At 39.3% G+C, this 18,553-nt stretch carries 19 protein-coding genes, 17 tRNA genes and 1 riboswitch; of the genes, 5 read left to right on the top strand and 31 right to left on the bottom strand.

Annotated elements, in window-relative coordinates; translation table 11 throughout:
• Positions 1–263: 263 nt before the first annotated feature.
• Positions 264–1,460 (bottom strand): methionine adenosyltransferase, encoded by a 1,197-nt coding sequence (gene metK, locus FS486_RS19690; protein ID WP_144514003.1) that lies wholly within the window; start codon positions 1,458–1,460, stop codon positions 264–266.
• A gap of 196 nt (positions 1,461–1,656) precedes the next feature.
• Positions 1,657–1,773, bottom strand: a riboswitch (SAM riboswitch).
• Between the two features lie 199 nt (positions 1,774–1,972).
• Between metK and pckA the strand changes: the two genes are divergently transcribed.
• A complete protein-coding gene (pckA, locus tag FS486_RS19685) occupies positions 1,973–3,559 on the top strand; it encodes a phosphoenolpyruvate carboxykinase (ATP) (protein WP_144514002.1) in 1,587 nt (528 codons plus the stop codon).
• A 39-nt stretch (positions 3,560–3,598) separates the two neighbouring features.
• Here the strand turns inward: pckA and FS486_RS19680 are convergent, their stop codons facing one another.
• The 8 genes from FS486_RS19680 to FS486_RS19650 all read right to left on the bottom strand — a co-directional run bounded on the left by FS486_RS19680 (position 3,599) and on the right by FS486_RS19650 (position 7,334).
• Positions 3,599–4,078, bottom strand: coding sequence for a hypothetical protein (locus FS486_RS19680; protein ID WP_144514001.1), 480 nt, complete (start codon positions 4,076–4,078; stop codon positions 3,599–3,601).
• A complete protein-coding gene (locus FS486_RS19675) occupies positions 4,051–4,839 on the bottom strand; it encodes an alpha/beta hydrolase family protein (protein ID WP_144514000.1) in 789 nt (262 codons plus the stop codon). The genes FS486_RS19680 and FS486_RS19675 overlap by 28 nt, the downstream gene beginning before the upstream one ends.
• Positions 4,817–5,290, bottom strand: coding sequence for an NUDIX domain-containing protein (locus tag FS486_RS19670; RefSeq protein ID WP_144513999.1), 474 nt, complete (start codon positions 5,288–5,290; stop codon positions 4,817–4,819). Before FS486_RS19670 ends, FS486_RS19675 begins: the two co-directional genes overlap by 23 nt.
• A gap of 49 nt (positions 5,291–5,339) precedes the next feature.
• Positions 5,340–5,990: a CPBP family intramembrane glutamic endopeptidase gene (locus FS486_RS19665; RefSeq protein WP_144513998.1), complete on the bottom strand. Its 651-nt coding sequence runs from the start codon at positions 5,988–5,990 to the stop codon at positions 5,340–5,342.
• Between the two features lie 87 nt (positions 5,991–6,077).
• A complete protein-coding gene (locus tag FS486_RS20260; protein WP_186321533.1) occupies positions 6,078–6,239 on the bottom strand; it encodes a hypothetical protein in 162 nt (53 codons plus the stop codon).
• Positions 6,223–6,564, bottom strand: a complete 342-nt coding sequence (locus tag FS486_RS19660) for a transposase (RefSeq protein ID WP_144513997.1) — start codon at positions 6,562–6,564, stop codon at positions 6,223–6,225. Before FS486_RS19660 ends, FS486_RS20260 begins: the two co-directional genes overlap by 17 nt.
• Before the next feature lie 80 nt (positions 6,565–6,644).
• The gene (locus FS486_RS19655) at positions 6,645–6,824 is read right to left on the bottom strand and encodes a putative motility protein (RefSeq protein ID WP_144513996.1); all 180 of its coding nucleotides are present in this window, start codon (positions 6,822–6,824) and stop codon (positions 6,645–6,647) included.
• 63 nt (positions 6,825–6,887) lie between these two features.
• Positions 6,888–7,334: a Dps family protein gene (locus tag FS486_RS19650; RefSeq protein WP_144513995.1), complete on the bottom strand. Its 447-nt coding sequence runs from the start codon at positions 7,332–7,334 to the stop codon at positions 6,888–6,890.
• A gap of 101 nt (positions 7,335–7,435) precedes the next feature.
• Here FS486_RS19650 and FS486_RS20540 point away from each other — a divergent pair, with 101 nt between their 5' ends.
• The 3 genes from FS486_RS20540 (at position 7,436) to FS486_RS19640 (ending at position 8,918) form a co-directional block, all read left to right on the top strand.
• Positions 7,436–7,564 carry a hypothetical protein gene (locus tag FS486_RS20540; protein ID WP_260858177.1) on the top strand — a complete coding sequence of 43 codons (129 nt, stop codon included), beginning with the start codon at positions 7,436–7,438 and terminating at the stop codon, positions 7,562–7,564.
• On the top strand, positions 7,561–7,794 hold the full coding sequence (gene yidD / locus FS486_RS19645; RefSeq protein ID WP_144513994.1) for a membrane protein insertion efficiency factor YidD: 234 nt from the start codon (positions 7,561–7,563) through the stop codon (positions 7,792–7,794). Before FS486_RS20540 ends, yidD begins: the two co-directional genes overlap by 4 nt.
• 101 nt (positions 7,795–7,895) lie before the next feature.
• Positions 7,896–8,918, top strand: coding sequence for a metal ABC transporter solute-binding protein, Zn/Mn family (locus FS486_RS19640; protein WP_186321532.1), 1,023 nt, complete (start codon positions 7,896–7,898; stop codon positions 8,916–8,918).
• 41 nt (positions 8,919–8,959) lie between these two features.
• Here FS486_RS19640 and FS486_RS19635 read toward each other — a convergent pair whose 3' ends face one another.
• The 5 genes from FS486_RS19635 to FS486_RS19615 all read right to left on the bottom strand — a co-directional run bounded on the left by FS486_RS19635 (position 8,960) and on the right by FS486_RS19615 (position 15,156).
• Positions 8,960–10,393, bottom strand: coding sequence for an o-succinylbenzoate--CoA ligase (locus tag FS486_RS19635; RefSeq protein WP_144513992.1), 1,434 nt, complete (start codon positions 10,391–10,393; stop codon positions 8,960–8,962).
• 66 nt (positions 10,394–10,459) lie between these two features.
• Positions 10,460–11,278, bottom strand: a complete 819-nt coding sequence (menB, locus tag FS486_RS19630) for a 1,4-dihydroxy-2-naphthoyl-CoA synthase (RefSeq protein ID WP_144513991.1) — start codon at positions 11,276–11,278, stop codon at positions 10,460–10,462.
• Between the two features lie 2 nt (positions 11,279–11,280).
• Positions 11,281–12,102, bottom strand: a complete 822-nt coding sequence (menH, locus tag FS486_RS19625; RefSeq protein ID WP_260858176.1) for a 2-succinyl-6-hydroxy-2,4-cyclohexadiene-1-carboxylate synthase — start codon at positions 12,100–12,102, stop codon at positions 11,281–11,283.
• Entirely contained in the window at positions 12,090–13,802 is a 1,713-nt protein-coding gene (gene menD / locus FS486_RS19620) for a 2-succinyl-5-enolpyruvyl-6-hydroxy-3-cyclohexene-1-carboxylic-acid synthase (protein WP_144513990.1), read from the bottom strand. The genes menH and menD overlap by 13 nt, the downstream gene beginning before the upstream one ends.
• On the bottom strand, positions 13,795–15,156 hold the full coding sequence (locus FS486_RS19615; RefSeq protein WP_144513989.1) for an isochorismate synthase: 1,362 nt from the start codon (positions 15,154–15,156) through the stop codon (positions 13,795–13,797). Before FS486_RS19615 ends, menD begins: the two co-directional genes overlap by 8 nt.
• Before the next feature lie 167 nt (positions 15,157–15,323).
• On the opposite strand from FS486_RS19615, the gene FS486_RS19610 reads away from it, so the two are divergent.
• Positions 15,324–16,235, top strand: a complete 912-nt coding sequence (locus tag FS486_RS19610) for a 1,4-dihydroxy-2-naphthoate polyprenyltransferase (protein WP_144513988.1) — start codon at positions 15,324–15,326, stop codon at positions 16,233–16,235.
• A 551-nt stretch (positions 16,236–16,786) separates the two neighbouring features.
• Here the strand turns inward: FS486_RS19610 and FS486_RS19605 are convergent.
• From FS486_RS19605 to FS486_RS19525, 17 genes are all read right to left on the bottom strand, one after another.
• Positions 16,787–16,858: transfer RNA gene (locus tag FS486_RS19605), tRNA-Glu, on the bottom strand.
• Between the two features lie 7 nt (positions 16,859–16,865).
• A tRNA-Ser gene (locus FS486_RS19600) sits at positions 16,866–16,956 on the bottom strand.
• Positions 16,957–16,963: 7 nt separating this feature from the next.
• Positions 16,964–17,038: transfer RNA gene (locus tag FS486_RS19595), tRNA-Asn, on the bottom strand.
• Between the two features lie 4 nt (positions 17,039–17,042).
• Positions 17,043–17,119: transfer RNA gene (locus FS486_RS19590), tRNA-Ile, on the bottom strand.
• Between the two features lie 6 nt (positions 17,120–17,125).
• Positions 17,126–17,199, bottom strand: a tRNA-Gly gene (locus FS486_RS19585).
• Between the two features lie 7 nt (positions 17,200–17,206).
• Positions 17,207–17,282, bottom strand: a tRNA-Phe gene (locus tag FS486_RS19580).
• A 53-nt stretch (positions 17,283–17,335) separates the two neighbouring features.
• Positions 17,336–17,411: transfer RNA gene (locus tag FS486_RS19575), tRNA-Asp, on the bottom strand.
• A gap of 3 nt (positions 17,412–17,414) precedes the next feature.
• Positions 17,415–17,491, bottom strand: a tRNA-Met gene (locus tag FS486_RS19570).
• A gap of 149 nt (positions 17,492–17,640) precedes the next feature.
• A tRNA-Ser gene (locus FS486_RS19565) sits at positions 17,641–17,733 on the bottom strand.
• A 10-nt stretch (positions 17,734–17,743) separates the two neighbouring features.
• Positions 17,744–17,820: transfer RNA gene (locus FS486_RS19560), tRNA-Ile, on the bottom strand.
• Positions 17,821–17,826: 6 nt separating this feature from the next.
• Positions 17,827–17,900 (bottom strand) — tRNA-Met (locus tag FS486_RS19555).
• A gap of 20 nt (positions 17,901–17,920) precedes the next feature.
• Positions 17,921–17,996: transfer RNA gene (locus FS486_RS19550), tRNA-Ala, on the bottom strand.
• A 14-nt stretch (positions 17,997–18,010) separates the two neighbouring features.
• Positions 18,011–18,087, bottom strand: a tRNA-Pro gene (locus FS486_RS19545).
• Between the two features lie 7 nt (positions 18,088–18,094).
• Positions 18,095–18,171, bottom strand: a tRNA-Arg gene (locus FS486_RS19540).
• Between the two features lie 18 nt (positions 18,172–18,189).
• Positions 18,190–18,278, bottom strand: a tRNA-Leu gene (locus FS486_RS19535).
• 15 nt (positions 18,279–18,293) lie between these two features.
• Positions 18,294–18,368 (bottom strand) — tRNA-Gly (locus FS486_RS19530).
• A 17-nt stretch (positions 18,369–18,385) separates the two neighbouring features.
• Positions 18,386–18,470 (bottom strand) — tRNA-Leu (locus tag FS486_RS19525).
• Between the last annotated feature and the right edge of the window lie 83 nt (positions 18,471–18,553).

Genomic DNA, 18,553 nt, shown 5'->3' with positions numbered 1-18,553 from the left:
CGGAAAGCGTCCGACTGCTGAGAAAATCATAGCGGTCGCTAGTCAAACGCACTGCACTAAGACTCACTTTCCCTACAAAGCGAATCGAAACATAAAATAGTAGGCCCTCTTTTTTTGGTAATGGAATAAAACGGATAATAAACAAGTGTCATAAGAAAAACGATCAAAAAAGCGATACTTCCCTAAATCTTCTTTAGGAAAGTATCGCTTTTTTAATAGAGGATGTCTTACCGTACCCTCCGATTCTTTTGAAGCTTTTCTTATTAAAGACCAGCTTTTTCTTTTAAAGCATCTGCTTTGTCTGTTTTTTCCCATGGAGCGTCAATGTCTGTGCGTCCGAAGTGGCCATAAGCAGCAGTTGGTTTGTAAATTGGACGACGTAGGTCTAGCATTTTAATAATTCCTGCTGGACGAAGGTCAAAAAGTTCACGAATATGTGCTACTAATTGTGCTTCTTCTACTTTTCCAGTTCCAAATGTATCCACTGCAATCGACACTGGTTGTGCCACACCAATTGCGTATGCTAATTGAACTTCGCAACGATCTGCGATTCCAGCAGCAACAATGTTTTTAGCAACATAACGAGCAGCGTATGCAGCAGAACGGTCCACTTTTGTTGGATCCTTACCAGAGAATGCTCCGCCACCATGACGAGCGTATCCGCCATACGTATCCACGATAATTTTACGACCTGTTAAACCAGCGTCCCCTTGAGGTCCACCAATTACAAAACGGCCTGTTGGATTGATAAAGTATTTTGTATGTTCATCGATCAATTCAGCAGGAACAATCGGGTTGATCACTACCTCTTTAAGATCTTTTTGAATTTGTTCTAACGTAACTTCTGGATGATGTTGAGTAGAAATAACAATTGTATCGATACGAACTGGATTATTATTCTCATCATATTCCACTGTTACTTGTGTTTTACCGTCCGGGCGTAAGTAATCTAACGTTTCATCTTTACGCACTTCAGCCAAACGGCGTGATAGTTTGTGCGCTAAACTAATTGGAAGTGGCATAAGCTCAGGTGTTTCGTTACAAGCATAACCAAACATAAGTCCTTGGTCTCCTGCTCCAATTGCTTCGATATCCGAATCGGTCATAGAACCTTCACGAGCTTCTAATGCTTGGTCAACACCCATTGCGATATCAACAGATTGCTCGTCAATTGCAGTCAATACTGCAGAAGTTTCCGAGTCAAATCCGTATTTTGCACGAGTGTAACCAATTTCTTGTATAGTAGAACGTACAACTTTTGGGATATCTACATAAGTAGATGTTGTAATTTCTCCTGCAACTAAAACAAGGCCAGTTGTAACCGTTGTTTCACAAGCTACACGAGCATTTGGATCTTCTGTTAAAATAGCATCTAAAATAGCATCTGAAATTTGGTCACAAATTTTATCCGGATGCCCTTCTGTAACTGATTCCGATGTAAATAATCGGCGTTGTGTCATAGAATATTCCTCCTATATCCTGCGAGATTTCTCTCAAGAATTGATACGGTACTCATTCCCATGTCAAGCCATTGTAGATTAAACTTGAAGCCGTTTCGGACTTGGCACACAAGGATAAAGGGCAATGTAAAATAAAAAAACCTTTCACTCACGTAAATTACATGAGGAAAGGTATTAATATCATAAGCACCTTTCACTCTTATCAATCAAGGAATCGCACCTTGTCTCAGGTTGGGCACCTTTGTAAAAGTAAAACAATTACAGGTTGCCGGGTTTCATAGGGCCTGACCCCTCCACCAGCTCGGGATAAGAGTATCCGTTCAATTTTTCATCATACGGAAATCATATACAAAAGTCAATATAAATTTTGTTAACGTTTTTATAAAATGAAAAAATAATCAATTCATTAGTGTAGACTATTGAGTTAAATGTGTTATACTATTTCACATATCAATGAAAACTTCCTTTACATTTTATAAAGGGAAAAACGAAAAAAGGATGGTAAATACAAAATGAATTCAATCGATACTGTGAGTGAACTGAACGAATTGCTAGCTGGAAACAATGTTAGCGTCCAATTGTCAGTGCCGCAACTTGTGGAAAAAGCAACATCTAGAGGAGAAGCTGTCTTAACCTCTACTGGAGCAGTAAAAGCAGAAACAGGTAAATACACAGGCCGTTCCCCACAAGATAAGTATATTGTTGAAGAACCTATTTCTCAAGACAAAATCGATTGGGGCTCAGTTAACCAACCTATATCTTCTGAAATTTTTGAAGCATTATATAAAAAAGTAACAGACTATTTAAAAGAACAAGACGAACTATTTGTGTTTAAAGGGTTTGCTGGAGCAGACAAAGAATCCCGCCTTGGCATTCAAGTGATAAATGAGTATGCATGGCATAACTTGTTCGCTCACCAATTATTCATCCGCCCTACAGAAGAAGAGCTGGAAAGCCACCAATCGAATTTTACGATTGTAAGTGCGCCTAATTTTAAAGCAGATCCAGCTGTTGATGGAACGAAAACAGAAACATTCATTATCGTCTCCATGGAAAAACGCATCGTGTTAATCGGTGGAACTGAATATGCTGGTGAGATGAAAAAATCGATATTCTCTATTATGAACTATTTGTTGCCAGAACAAAACATTTTACCAATGCATTGTTCTGCAAACGTTGGAGAAGATGGGGATGTTGCGTTATTCTTCGGTCTTTCTGGTACAGGAAAAACTACGCTTTCTGCGGATGCAGGACGTAAACTAATCGGAGATGACGAGCATGGCTGGTCAGATAATGGCGTATTTAATATCGAGGGTGGCTGCTACGCTAAATGTATCGATTTAACGCGTGAAAACGAACCACAAATTTTTGACGCAATCACATTCGGTACCGTTTTAGAAAACGTAGTAGTGGATGCACAAACAAGAGTAGCGAACTATGCAGACAATTCATTAACTGAAAATACGCGCGCTGCCTATCAAATTCAAAACATCGATAATATTGTAGACCCTTCTGTAGCAGGTCATCCAAATACAATTATTTTCTTAACTGCTGATGCATTCGGCGTACTGCCTCCAATCAGTAAACTAACAAAAGAACAAGCAATGTATCACTTCTTAAGCGGCTTTACATCTAAGCTGGCAGGAACAGAGCGTGGAATCACTTCTCCACAACCAGCATTTTCTACATGCTTCGGTTCACCGTTCTTACCATTACACGCGACTGTATATGCTGAAATGCTTGGAAAGAAAATCGATGAGCATAATGCACAAGTATTCCTAGTTAACACTGGTTGGACTGGTGGCGAATATGGCGTTGGTAGCCGTATGAAGCTTTCTTACACACGTACAATGGTACGCGCTGCAATTGATGGAAAACTAACTGACGTGGAAACGACAACTGATTCAGTATTTGGTCTTCAGATTCCTACTCAGGTGGAAGGTGTTCCAACTGAAGTATTAATTCCACGTAATGCATGGGCAGACAAAGAAGCATATGACATGAAAGCAGCAGAACTTGCACTAGCTTTCCGTGAAAACTTCAATAAATTTGGTTCAGTTTCGGAAGAAATTTCGTTAAAAGGTGGACCTTTATCGTAATATATAAAAAGTTAGCACATTCATTTGTGCTAACTTTTTTTAATCTTCTTCATCCTCACTAAAATGGATGTTAGAGGATGCTGGAAATAAAGAGATAAACTTTGTGGCATCTTCTTCGTCTACATCATCGAAAATAATCTCGGATCCATAATGACCAATTTCTAATCGTTCATCCCCATTTAAATTAAAAAACATCGTAAACCATTTTAAACCACCTCTTGGATCAATGGAGTGATTTCGGAAAAAGTTCCTATTTTCCTCACTTAGGTTTACCGTGATGACTTTAACTAGTCCTTCATTCATTACACTAACCGCACGTTTACTTAACTCCTCTATTGCTTCTTGTTCTTCTGCCCAACAATGGATAATCACTTCAGGGAAATCTCGCGTATAAGTATCCCATAATTCCGTCCAATAACTAGTATCCGTTGCAAAGGACGACTTGCTATCGGTGCTCATTGCTTCAATAGTGACTACAGCACTTCCCAATTTTATACCCCTCTCTGCTTTTTCATCCATCTGCATGCATCCTTCACTACTTGACGATTCACTTTGCTCGGAAAGTAGTGCGTAAATTCTGGATAATACCATGTTTCTACTATTTTATTATTCCCCAAAAGTTCTTTTTCTAACATTACAGCATGCTCAAAGGAAACATTTTGGTCCTTCTTTCCATGAATAATGAGCGTAGATGCTTGTATTTCGGAAATCTTGGGTAGGACATTTCTTTCCTCATATGCCTCTGCATGATTCGTCGGTGTACCTCCGATAACACGTTTCATCATCCTTCTCATATCCGTACGTTCTTCGTACGTCAAATAAATATCAGAAACACCCGCCCATGTTACAAGCGATGTTATATCACTTCGTAGAACAGCCGTCCAAAGTGCCATAATCCCTCCGCGTGAAAAGGCAAATAAATGAATTCGAGTTGGGATACAAAAACGTTTCAACACCTCTAATGCATAAATAGCGTCCCAACGATCCTCCCCTGCAAATTCATCTCTACCTTCTCCTCCACGATTTCCTCGATAATACGGAGCAAACACTGTAAAGCCTTCCGAGGCGATTTGTGCAATACGAGCGGGCCTAACCATACCAATGCTTTGCATACCACCCCGTAAATACAATATCCCTTCATAAGTTGCCTCTTTTTTCGGCGTAGCAAGCATTCCTTTCACTCGTAATCCACAGGACCAATACGTAATTTCAGCTAGAAAGACATGTGGATTAGGAGAAGGATAGTCACGTATCCTTTCAATTGTTCCATTTTCCTTCATATACATCCGCCTTTCCTATAATCGCTTGCATACCAGCATCTTTCATGTGAAAACTTAAATTTTCACTGTTTACTAATTCCTCGGTGGTCAGCCAAACTGCGCCTTCCGTCTCATAATTCACTTTGTTTTCATTTATCTCACGGACTTTTGCTACAAAGACGACTTTACTAAAAGGCTCTATATCCAACACCATATATTCAGCAAACCACTCTACATGATGTATCTCTACATTTGTCTCTTCTAATGTTTCCCGAATGGCCGCTTCTTCTATCGTTTCGTTATCTTCTACTTTCCCACCTGGAAACTCCAAACCTCGCTTTGGATGCTTAGTGAGTAACCATTTATTTTCATGCTTCGCTAGTATCAATACATGCATCGCTCGTATTGGAAATGCTCCTCTTTCAAAGGAAAGTTCTACTCGAATTCCATTTAAATCTTGGAAAGAAATCATCTGTTATTCCTCACTTTTTGTTCTATAAGTAGTCTCTTATATGTAAAATCTAAAGAATTATGTGCCAGTACACAAGCATAATACCAATATCAGCTAGGCAATGACTAATAATAGGAGCAGTGATTGATCCTAATTTAATTCGAAAGATTCCCCACATAATACCTGCTAAAAAAACAGGAATTACTGCGAGCACATTAAAAGGAAAGCTGAAAATAGCGATAACAACAATTAGATGATACATACTATAAAATATAGCCGTAATCATCACCGCTAAAACATTTCCTACTTTTAGAAATAGCCTTCTATACATGAATTCTCTCCAATAAAGCTCTTCTAATATAGGATTAATCAGCACTAGCACTAACACAAGTAGGATTACTTTCGTTCCACTAAAATCCCATTTCTCTAATAGTCGCTGTAACTGGGGTATATCCAATACAGAGGATTGAAAAATGACAACAAAGCCATAAATTGCTGCCAAACAAATTAGTCCACTTATAATTCCAATAATAATGGATGTCTTGGATATAGGCAGTCGTATTTGGTATCGATTTGTCTTTTTCCAAAAAGTTATGATAATCGGAACAAACAATAACCATCCATAAAATAAGAAAAAGGTAATGAGAACATTTTGCATTATCGAAAGCCCTATGAATATTAAAATTGTTGGTGCAAAAAGCAGCAAAATTTGTTTGAACATACATCTTCCCCATTTGTTTGTTTATTATCCATGTTAGCATATATGTATGAAAAAAGACTTAGCAATCACGCTAAGTCTTCAACTGGATTAATCTTTCGTTTCATCCCGCTTATAATGTTCATTTCCTTCTTCTCTATTTTGTGCAATATTCTGTTTAGCCTTCAGTTGGGGAGATTGATTTAATAACGAACTTACATTACGGTAGGTTGCAGGATTTTCATTACCTTTTCGTTTAATGGTTTTGCCCAATTGCCTCACTCCTTCTTGGGTTAAAATATGGTAACTGTTCTATAAAATTTCTTGACTCTTCGTTACTAAATTCATGGATTAATGCATAAATCTTTTTCAATCTTCTATCATACTGGTCGTTTTCCCTATCATGATGATATAGCTCTATTGGTTTTTGAGCTCTTAGAAAATTGCTGCTTTCCACCATCTTCACCTGATCAAAAAGCTTTTGAAATATAGGAATTATATTTCGTTCTGCCACTACTTCAAACTCCCATGGAGACTCATCTGGATAATAATACACATGTTGGTTCTGAATTGACACATAAGCTTTGTATAACGTCATTTACACACATCCTTTTCATTTAGTATGGTAGTAAAAACAAAAAACATGCACCAATTAAATGGCACATGTTTTTTTACTTATTATGCTTGAATATCTACTACTGATCCTTTATAAGGATGTGGAGCAGCTGTTTGGGGCATATCTTCTAATAATTTTACTGCTGCAACTGTGTCCATATTCATCGCATTTTGTAAAACACTCATTTGGACTGTTTGTTGAAGTTGACTTAGCTGTGAAGACATAATGGAATTTATATCCATAGAAATCCCTCCTTCATACATACTTAATATCGGCCATAAGGTAGGAAATTTCCATAGCGTTGTTTAATTTGTTTCACCTAAAAATGCACCAAGCATCCATTGATGTTTTTCTGTTTTTTGATAAATGGCATTTAACATGTCCTCTGTCATGTCGTCACCATCCTTTGCAGCTTCTTCCATTCCTTTTTTTAAAGACTTCATCACTTTATCAAAGTCTTTTACAACATCTTCTACCATTTCATTGGCTGTTTCTTCATTCTTTGCTTCTTTAATATCTGATAGCTCGAGATGTTCTTTTAGAGTTGCTACAGGTGATGCTCCTAAAGTTAATAGGCGCTCGGCGATTTCATCCATATTCAATGTTGCCTCATTGTATAATTCCTCAAATTTAGCGTGTAAGGTAAAAAAGGAAGGTCCCTTCACATACCAATGAAAATTATGTAGTTTTGTATATAATACCGACCAATTTGCTACTTGCTTGTTTAACTCCTTATTCAATGCTGCTGACATAATATCGACACTCTCCCTTAAATAATAGTTGCTTTCTCTTTTAATATACCTCTTAATTACTTACAATAAACTTAAATACAAATTTTTTGGAGTGAATGGAAATGGTATTCTGGATTTTAGGTGCAGCTATCCTTTTAAGTATTTTTGGATTTACTTTTTTATATAAATTGGCTAGAAATGATCAATCATCAGTGGTGGATCCTAAGCCAAAGAACTTGGAGAAATTATGAAACAAGTTATCATTGGAATCTTCCGCTTTTATCAGAAATTCATTTCGCCCCTTTCTCCACCAAGCTGTCGTTTTTATCCTACATGTTCTCATTATGGGGTTGAAGCGGTACAAAAACATGGTGCATTAAAAGGTGGATATTTAACTATTAGAAGAATATCTAAATGCCATCCATTTCATGAAGGTGGCATTGATCCCGTTCCAGAAGAGTGGCCTTTGAAGAAAAAATAATTCAAAGGCTTTTTTTTCTTGCTTTTTTTTTATTTGTCTTGTAAGATGTAAAAGTTATCACTTTTTAAAACGTAATCATTACTATTTAGGAGATGGGTATTTTGAGAAAGATTGCTTTATTAGTTTTAGTACTTATGCTTGCATTATTCACCGCTGCTTGTGGCAATAAAAATAAGGAGGAGTCATCTGTTTCTAAAGAAGGAAAAATTAATATTTACACTACTGTTTACCCGTTACAATATTTTGCAGAAAGAATTGGTGGAGACGCGGTAAATGTGCATTCTATTTATCCAGCAGGTGCAAATGAGCATACATTTGAACCTACTCAAAAAGACATGATCGCTTTGGCAGACGCAGATTTATTTTTCTACATAGGTTTAGGATTAGAAGGATTTGTTGAAAATGCAAAGAAAACATTAGCAAATGAACAAGTAAAAATGATTGCGACAATCGATGCAGTTTCTGATGATCAATTAATGGCTAGTTCACACGATCACGAGCATGAAGGAGAAGAAAATAGTCATGAAAACGCTGAGGATGAACACGACCATGAAAGCGAAGACCATAGCCACGAAGAAGGTCATGAAGGCCATGATCATGGTGGAATAGATCCACATGTATGGATTTCGCCTAAGATTAGCCAAAGTCTTGCTTTGTCTATTAAAGACTCTCTTGTAGAAACTGCTCCCGATCAAAAGGAAAAATTCGAAAAAAATTACGAAGAATTAATTACGGAGTTACAAAAATTGGATGCGGACTTTGCTGAAATGGCCCAGAATGCACCAAACAAAACATTTTTCGTTTCTCATGCAGCATTTGGATATATCGCAAATACCTATGGGTTAGAACAAATTGCGGTTGCTGGACTAAATTCACAGGATGAACCTTCACAAAAAGAATTGACTACGATTATTGATTTAGCAAAAGAGAAAAACATACAGTATATTTTATTCGAACAAAATGTTTCTTCCAAATTGACGAAAGTTGTTCAAAAAGAATTAGGTGCTGAAAGTTTAGTGTTGCATAATTTAGGTGTACTTTCTAAAGAGAATGTGGAAAATAATGAAACATATTTTACCCTTATGTATAGAAATTTAGACACAATCAGAACAGTATTACAATAATAAATAAAATGCCCCTTTTACTAAAATAAAAGGGGTATTTTTTACGTATTTTTTATAAGACTTTCGGATAGCTTTCTCCGCAATAATTTATTTGATGCATTTCTAGGAAGCTGGTCAACAAAGTAATAGGAAACTGGTTGTTTGTAAGGTGCAACCAGACTTTTCATAAATTCTTTCAGTTCCACTTCGGATACTTCCCCTTTTAATACTAGGAACGCAACTGGAACTTGTCCCCATTTGTCATCCTCTTTTCCGACAACACCTGCTTCTTTTACTGCAGGATGCTTGACCAGAGCTTGTTCTATCTCTGCTGGGTAAATATTTTCCCCACCCGATATTATTAAATCCGAACGGCGATCAACAACAAATAGATAGCCTTCTGTGTCTATATATCCGATATCTCCCGTATGTAGCCAACCATCTATTAATGGGTTCTTAGACTCCGCTGCTCCCACATAACCTCTTGTCACATGAGGTCCCTTAATACAAATTTCTCCCACTTCTTCTTTCCCCTCAATACGCACTTCCGCAAAGAAAAGAGGCTTGCCTGCAGATCCTAATTTACGAATTGCATCCTCACCAGGTAATGTGGTTGTTTGAGAAGCAGTTTCTGTCATGCCATATGTTTGGAGGACAGGTATATTTCGTTCGATCGCTCGTTCTAAATAATTTAATGGCACCGGTCCTCCACCAACTAGCATGGATTGAAACGTATCTGGAAATAATAAATCTTTTGCTTCCAATTCAGTTAAAATTCTTTCTAACGTCACCGCTACAACCGACATACGGGTTACAGTACCTGATAATATTTCTTCAATAGATGTTAAAGCATCAAACTTACTGTGCAGATTGACGGTCATACCATATAAAACAGAACGCATCAAAATAGAAAAGCCGCTTATATGAAACAACGGCATAGTACATAACCAGCAATCATTTGGCTGTACACCTAGGTTTAAAGCTGACCCCATTGCATTCATCACATGATTTTCAAGCGATTGTCGCACACCTTTTGGATTTCCTGTTGTACCAGAAGTATACATAATAGTGATAGTTCGCTCTTTCACCCACTCTTTTTCAACCTCAAAAGCAGTTCGTTCAGCACGTTCAATATCATCGAAGGACCATTTATGAGCAAAAGGCAAATCCCTTTTTGCGTGATCATCTACTAACAAATAATCTGCTGCGCTGTCCGCTAACTGATAGTTTAGCTCTTTCTCCGTCAGTCTTTCATTTAGCATAACAAGCTCACAGCCTAACTGCATACATCCATGCAGAACGAATACTAATTGGGAGTTAGAAGAAGCTAATATGGCTATCCTCTTGCCTGGTTCTATGCCTTTTGTATAAAGCTTCTCGGCAAATTGGATTGCTTTTGTTGATAGTTGTGCAAATGTCCATTCCACATCGTTATATCGCAAAGCAATACGATCTGGAGTAAGACTTGCACGTTTTAATAATAAATTAGGATACATGAAATCAGGCATCTCCTTTTAAAAAGAAGCTGTCCCAAGGAAAGGACAGCTTCACTAGTATAAAAATCATGGAAAACGTGGGAATTGACCAAAATCAGGCTTACGTTTTTCTTTAAATGCGTCGCGACCTTCTTTTGCTTCGTCCGTTGTATAGTATAAAAGTGTTGCATCTCCAGCCATTTGTTGAAGACCTGCTAAACCGTCTGTATCCGCATTCATCGCTGCTTTTAAGAAACGAAGTGCAGTTGGACTCATTTCTAACATTTCTTCGCACCATTGTACCGTCTCATCCTCTAATTGAGCATAAGGAACAACTGTATTTACTAATCCCATATCAAGTGCTTGCTGAGCATCGTATTGACGACATAAATACCAAATTTCACGTGCCTTTTTATGACCGATAATACGTGCAAGATAACCTGATCCATAACCCGCATCAAACGAACCAACTCTTGGTCCAGTTTGTCCAAACCGTGCATTATCTGCAGCAATTGTTAAGTCACAAACTACATGTAATACATGACCACCACCGATTGCATATCCTGCTACCATTGCTACAACTGGTTTCGGAATAACTCGGATTAAACGTTGTAAATCGAGGACGTTTAAACGAGGAATTTCATCATCTCCTACATAACCACCATGACCGCGTACTTTTTGGTCTCCGCCCGAACAAAAAGCATGCTCGCCTTCACCTGTTAAGATGATCACTCCAACATTTTTGTCATCACGTGCGCGTGAAAATGCATCAATCATTTCCATTACCGTTTTAGGACGAAAAGCATTTCGAACCTCTGGACGGTTAATCGTTACTTTGGCAATCCCATTGTAATACTCATACTTAATATCTTCATATGTATGTAGCGTTGTCCATTCACGAGTCATTATTATTCCTCCTCTAAAATAACCTTCTTTAATATTGTAGCAAACATTTTCGGATTTTCCACATGAATTGCATGTCCCACATCTTTTACGACCTTCCTAAAGGAATTAGGCAACTCATGATCCATCTGTCTTGCAATTTCACAAAACTTGAGATCTAGCTCTCCTGCAAGTAAATAAACCGGGACTGACAGCTTGGTAAGTGATTTCCAATAAGAAGGCTGTACGCCTGTGCTAAATCCCTTTAAGCTATTGGCAAGCCCTATTTCTGACTGCATAAGCCTTTCCTCTCGGATTGCCAACTGTTTTTCTGCTGACAATCTTTTTTGGGAAACGAACAAAGGAATATCTTCCCAAAAGTTTACGAAAGAAAGAATCCCTTCCTTTATTATTCGCTCTGCTAGCAATTCATCCGACAGCTTCCTATTCTTACGTTCCTTTTCATTTTCAAGCCCTGGAGAACTGCTCTCTAAAACTAATGTATCTACTGGATATTTCGCTGCATATGCCAGCGCTAATCGGCCGCCCATTGAATAACCGACGAGTGTAAAATTCGACCATTCTAATTGCTGGAATAACTCATGAAGGTCTTCTATTTGCTCTTCAACAAAGTAACGTTTAGCATCACTAGGTTTAGCAGTTTGACCGTGACCAATTAAATCAATTGTCAACACTTCCACCTCAGAAGGTAAATGTCTGATTACCTCTTCCCAAGTATCACTAGAGCCAGTAAACCCGTGCAACAATACAACTTTTCTAGGAGCCCCGATATGATACCTTTTTATATGGATATCTAATGATCGGATCGTCATTATTAAACTTTCCAAGTGCCGTCTAACTCCTTAGAAATATTTGCCCACAATTTTCGATGCGTTTCTGTATTTACTTGTCGATTTGTAAACACTTCTATAATACGGATATCCTTGGTCTTAGGCTGCAACAATACTTGTTGAAATGCTTCTTTTGTATTTACAGCATCATATTGTGCATCGTACATAGCGGCAATATGGGAAAATTTCAAGCCTGTTGGTGTTCCAAATAAATGCTCAAAATAATTGGTTTCTGTTGATTGTGGCAAATAAGAGAAAATTCCGCCCCCATCATTATTCATAATAACGATCGTTATATTCGTTTTTTGAAATCTGCTTACGATTAGACCATTTACATCATGTAAAAAGGCTAGATCACCGATAAGTAAATAGCCTGGTCGATTGGTTGCAGCTTGTACACCTAATGCGGTTGATACAACACCATCAATTCCATTCGTCCCTCTGTTGGCATATATATGCACATCTTTTCTTGTTTTATTGAAAAATGTGTCTACATCGCGAATAGGCATACTACTGCTCGCAAATAAATCAGCTCCGTTAGGTAAAGCTTGAAATAATGTACCCGCAAGTGCCCCTTCATCTTCCTCCGTCTCCATATACGTCCGTATATGTTTGGTTGCAATCTCGTTCGCTCTCGACCAATCGCTTGTATAGCTAGAAATTTCTTTGTCTTTGATAGGCGTCCACAAAGAAGCGGCTCCAACTTGAACATGATGAGTCACCATATGCAGGGAATCCCGGAAGATAGGACTTTCATCTACTGCTATATAAACGTTTGGTTTATGTGCTTTTAAAAATAATGTGAGCGGTTTGGAAACAGGCTGTGCTCCAAAACGGATTACGACATTCGGTACGGCAATTTGCTGGAATAGTTCATTTTTCAAAATAGCATCATATTGATCTATACATAAATCCAAGCAATCTTCAGGAACCGATGCTCTTAAGTTAGAAAGCGGATCGACTAAAATCGGCCACTTAACGGTCCTTGCAAAATTCCAAAAGCCATCTATAGAATGAATAGAATCACCAACAATAAAAATACCTTTTTCCTCATGACTGAGTATGTCCTTATACCACTCAACAAACTGCGCACTAGGCACTAGTTGTCCCACTTCTGATACTTGTACTTCAGTGATTGGTAAAGACTGTTCCATATTCAATAAAAGCGGCTCCCGAAAAGGCATATTTATATGCACGGGTCCCATAGGCAATGTCTTAGATGTAGAAACTGCACGATGAATATGACGCTCCATAAATGCTAAGCTTTCGAAATTATCCTCTGGTATTGGAAAATCCACCGTCCATTTTACATGCTTTCCAAAAAGATGGATTTGATCGATCGCTTGGGGTGCTCCCACTTCTCGCAATTCATGGGGACGATCCGCCGTCACAACTAATAAAGGGACACGTGCATAAAAAGCTTCTACGATTGCTGGAAAGAAGTTTGCCGCTGCTGTGCCAGAAGTACAAAGCAATACAACAGGCTCTTTTTTCGCTTTTGCAATTCCTAAAGCAAAAAATCCAGCGGAACGTTCATCGATCTGGCGATAAAATGCAAAGCCCTCACTTTTTGCAAAGGCATAAGCAAGAGGCGTCGATCTAGAACCTGGACACATAACAATATGTCGAATTCCAGCTTGTTTAATCGACTCCACGAATCGATTTACATAGGATGTTAAATACTCGATATTAGTCATTCATATTTCCTCCAAGTGTTCGAAGCATAGGACGGAATTTTACACGTGTTTCCTCAAATTCTTCTATCGAAGACGATTCCGCAACAATTCCTCCACCTGCATATAAATAAGCATGTTCATTTTCTACTAAAGCGGAACGGATACCAACGGCAAACTCTCCATCCCCCTCTGTGTTTATCCAGCCGATCGGAGCTGCATAATATCCTCGATTCATTTGCTCCGATTCACGTATAATTTTTATTGCATCCTGACGCGGCTCCCCACCTAAAGCAGGTGTTGGATGTAATGCTTGAACAAGTTCAAACAACGAGGAATCCTTTTTCAACTGCCCTTCAATTGGCGTAAATAAATGTTGAATATCCCTTATTTTCATTAACTTTGGGCTAGAAGGTATCTTTAGATCTTTACAGTACTGTGTGAAAACTTTACGAATCATTTCAACAACGTATTTATGCTCACCCAAGTTTTTCGGATCAGCAAGTAACGAGTCTCCCAACGCTTTATCTTCCACTGAATTGTGACCGCGTCTAACTGAACCTGCAAGTCCAGCAGACTGGGCATTACCATTTTCTACTTTCACCAATCGTTCCGGTGTCGCTCCAAAAAACATTTTTTCTTCATTCTCTAAGCCAAATAGATAACTTTCCGGCTGTTCCATCGATGCATGATAAATTGCAGTAGCTGGAGAAAATGCTTCATTAAAAGTTAGTTTCAGAGAACGGGCAATCACTACTTTATTCACTTCATCTTCGCGTATCCGCTTTGTGACATCTTCCACAGCAAATAAGTATTGCTCTTTCAATCTGTCTTCTCTTTCCACTAAAGCAGGCTTCTCATGTACATGTAATTCCTTCACTTGTGCAGTATGGACAAGTGCGTCTCTTTCCACCCGTAAATGTTCAAATGTCTTCGAACTCTCTTCCTCATCTGTAATATAATGAATGCTTACAAATGCTTGGTCGTGACGAATTACTAGCTGAAACGTAGCCACTACAAAAAATGCTGAAGGAAAGCTATCCCACTCAGATGAAATTTTGTTTTTAGGATCAAATGCAAATCCGCCAAAAAGAATCGGAGATACATCCACCTGCTCTTTCAAAGATGCTTCTCGTAATTCTTTCCATTTTGCAGCAACGTCTCCATAGCGATCCTCTTCTAAATTATTTGTTATCGTATGGGCGTGACCCAAGCCAACTAATGTGAGTGTTTTTTCTTTGTTCTGCCAGAAAAATCGTTTTCCTTTGTATTTTTCTTCTCCTGCTTCAAAAAAGGCATGGGCAGATAATCGAGAAACCTCTATTGTTTCTGTGTAAAACCGTAATGTTGTTTTCTTTTGACCGGTGGTTTTCGGCATTAAAATTACCTCCGTATAAAATCTTGATGAATAACATGATGTCAGTTATTTGATATATAAAATACTCTACCCTTAATCATACAACTTTCTGCGCTTTTCAGCACACATTTAGAAGCGAATATATGCTAATATTGATAATGGATTGTTGAAAAGGAGAGAAAACTTTTATGTCACATGAACTTCAAGCCGAAAAAGGCTGGCGTGTTTGGTGGAAATTAACAAGACCACATACATTAACTGCTTCATTTGCTCCTGTTTTTTTAGGAACGATGATTGCGCTTTACTACACTAATATTAACTGGCTCTTATTTTTAGCTATGTTAATTGCTTGTCTTTTAATCCAAGCAGCTACTAATATGTTCAACGAGTATTATGATTTCGCGCGTGGGCTTGATACTGAGGAATCAGTAGGCATCGGCGGGGCGATTGTTCGTAATGGGGTCAAACCAAAAACAGTTATGCAATTAGCACTACTCCTATATGGAATTGCGGCATTACTTGGACTCTATATTTGCTATAAATCTTCTTGGTTATTATTAATCGTCGGTGCAGTAAGTATGCTGATCGGTTATTTGTATACAGGAGGTCCCTATCCTATTGCCTATACCCCGTTCGGAGAATTATTTAGTGGCGTGGTGATGGGAATGCTAATTGTACTTATTTCTACTTTTATTCAAGTAGATTCTGTACCTAATTTTGCAATACTATTGTCCATACCAAGTGCCTTACTAGTTGCAGCCATTATGCTTTCGAATAATATTCGAGATCTTGTAGAGGACAAAGAAGGCGGCAGGAAGACTATGGCAATACTTGTCGGAAGAAAAAATGCAGTTACTATCCTTGCTTTATTCTTTGTCATTTCATATATCTGGATTATTGGGTTAGTCATTCTGCAGATTGTTACTCCTTGGGCATTATTAGTATTACTAAGCATAAAAAAACCACTGCATGCTATTAAACTATTTAAAGAAAAGGAAAGCCATCTAGAAGTAGCACCTGGCATGAAAGATACTGCCTTGACGAATACAATTTTCGTTTTCCTATTGGGATTAGGTTTACTCATTGGGTACTATTTGTAAATGAAATTGATATGTATATAGTGTTAAATTAAAACGGCAGAAGAAAAACTTATCATTTTTCTTCTGCCGTTTTATTTAACTTCTTATGAGGAATTTAAGTCGTCCACATGTATTTCAATGAGTTCGTAAAGCTCCCGCATTAGAAAGATCAAGCCTGTATCTATTGTTTTAGAAGTTCTTCGGGAAACTTATGCTCTATTATAACTAATTTCTTTTCTCTGTAACTTTATAGTGATTGTCTGTCCACCGGCTTTTACAACTTTAGGAACGAGTTTAGTACTCCACCATGGAAGAAGAGAAGCGACACTTTCTTACCCTTAGAAGAAGCGGCCGAAGATAAAATTATGTTCGCTAGTTCGCTTTTTTGTTGGTAAACACTAAATATTTCTTTATAATTACGCTACTTAACATAGGGTCCAGCTGAAACAAAAATCAGTAGTTTTACTCACTCTTACAAGTAACAGAACCCCCTAAGTTCATCGCACATTTTTATAATCTTTCTTATCCATTAAAAAAAGCATGTTTCCAATTTGGAAACATGCTTTTTAATATGACCCCTACGGGATTCGAACCCGTGTTACCGCCGTGAAAGGGCGGTGTCTTAACCGCTTGACCAAGGGGCCAAACATATGGCGGAGAAGGAGGGATTTGAACCCTCGCGCCGGTTGCCCGACCTACACCCTTAGCAGGGGCGCCTCTTCAGCCACTTGAGTACTTCCCCATATGTATGGCTCCGAAGGTAGGACTCGAACCTACGACCGATCGGTTAACAGCCGATTGCTCTACCACTGAGCTACTTCGGAATAATGGTGGGCCTAAATGGACTCGAACCATCGACCTCACGCTTATCAGGCGTGCGCTCTAACCAGCTGAGCTATAGGCCCATTATTTGGAGCGGGTGAAGAGAATCGAACTCTCATCATCAGCTTGGAAGGCTGAGGTTTTACCACTAAACTACACCCGCATTACTATGGTGGCTCAGGACGGAATCGAACCGCCGACACAAGGATTTTCAGTCCTTTGCTCTACCGACTGAGCTACTGAGCCTCTTCATTTTTTACTGGCTTACTTGTCCTAAATCTCAAACTAGTTTAAATGAATGGCGGTCCCGACCGGGATCGAACCGGCGATCTCCTGCGTGACAGGCAGGCATGTTAACCGCTACACCACGGGACCATTTGGTTGCGGGGACAGGATTTGAACCTGTGACCTTCGGGTTATGAGCCCGACGAGCTACCGAACTGCTCCACCCCGCGATAATAATATACTTACAAAAACGATGACGCTACGCTCTGAGAAAATAGGACACCTGCTTCGACTACGTTTGCATCGGTGTTAATCGCTTTCTTCGTGAAGCGATTTGCTCCACCCGCGATAATAATATACTTATTAAAAATTTTAAAAATGGAGGAGGAAGAGGGATTCGAACCCCCGCGCGGTATGACCCGCCTGTCGGTTTTCAAGACCGATCCCTTCAGCCAGACTTGGGTATTCCTCCATAAGATTGTTGGTGGACCTTGCAGGACTCGAACCTGCGACCGGACGGTTATGAGCCGTCTGCTCTAACCAACTGAGCTAAAGGTCCTTAAGATGGCGGCAGAGGGAGTCGAACCCACGACCTTTCGGGTATGAACCGAATGCTCTAGCCAGCTGAGCTACGCCGCCAAGATATTTAAAATTTAGTTTGGTGGAGCCTAGCGGGATCGAACCGCTGACCTCCTGCGTGCAAGGCAGGCGCTCTCCCAGCTGAGCTAAGGCCCCAAATAATTTAATACTGGTCGGGAAGACAGGATTCGAACCTGCGACCCCTTGGTCCCAAACCAAGTGCTCTACCAAGCTGAGCTACTTCCCGTCATATATGGCGCGCCCGGCAGGAGTCGAACCCACAACCTTCTGATCCGTAGTCAGACGCTCTATCCAATTGAGCTACGGGCGCTTATTTTTTTCTTAAAAGTGGTGCCGAGGACCGGAATCGAACCGGTACGGTAGTCACCTACCGCAGGATTTTAAGTCCTGTGCGTCTGCCAGTTCCGCCACCCCGGCACTTTAGTGAATCTATGGAGCGGAAGACGAGGTTCGAACTCGCGACCCCCACCTTGGCAAGGTGGTGTTCTACCACTGAACTACTTCCGCTTATATTTTAAATTAAATGGTGCGGGTGAAGGGAGTCGAACCCCCACGCCTTGCGGCGCTAGATCCTAAGTCTAGTGCGTCTGCCAGTTCCGCCACACCCGCATACATAATTCACATAAAAGTGATGAGCCATGTAGGATTCGAACCTACGACCCTCTGATTAAAAGTCAGATGCTCTACCAACT

This window comes from Bacillus sp. FJAT-22090, from assembly GCF_007676755.1.
Classification (GTDB): Bacteria; Bacillota; Bacilli; order Bacillales_A; family Planococcaceae; genus Psychrobacillus.
This window is presented reverse-complemented; position numbering and strand designations above follow the sequence as displayed.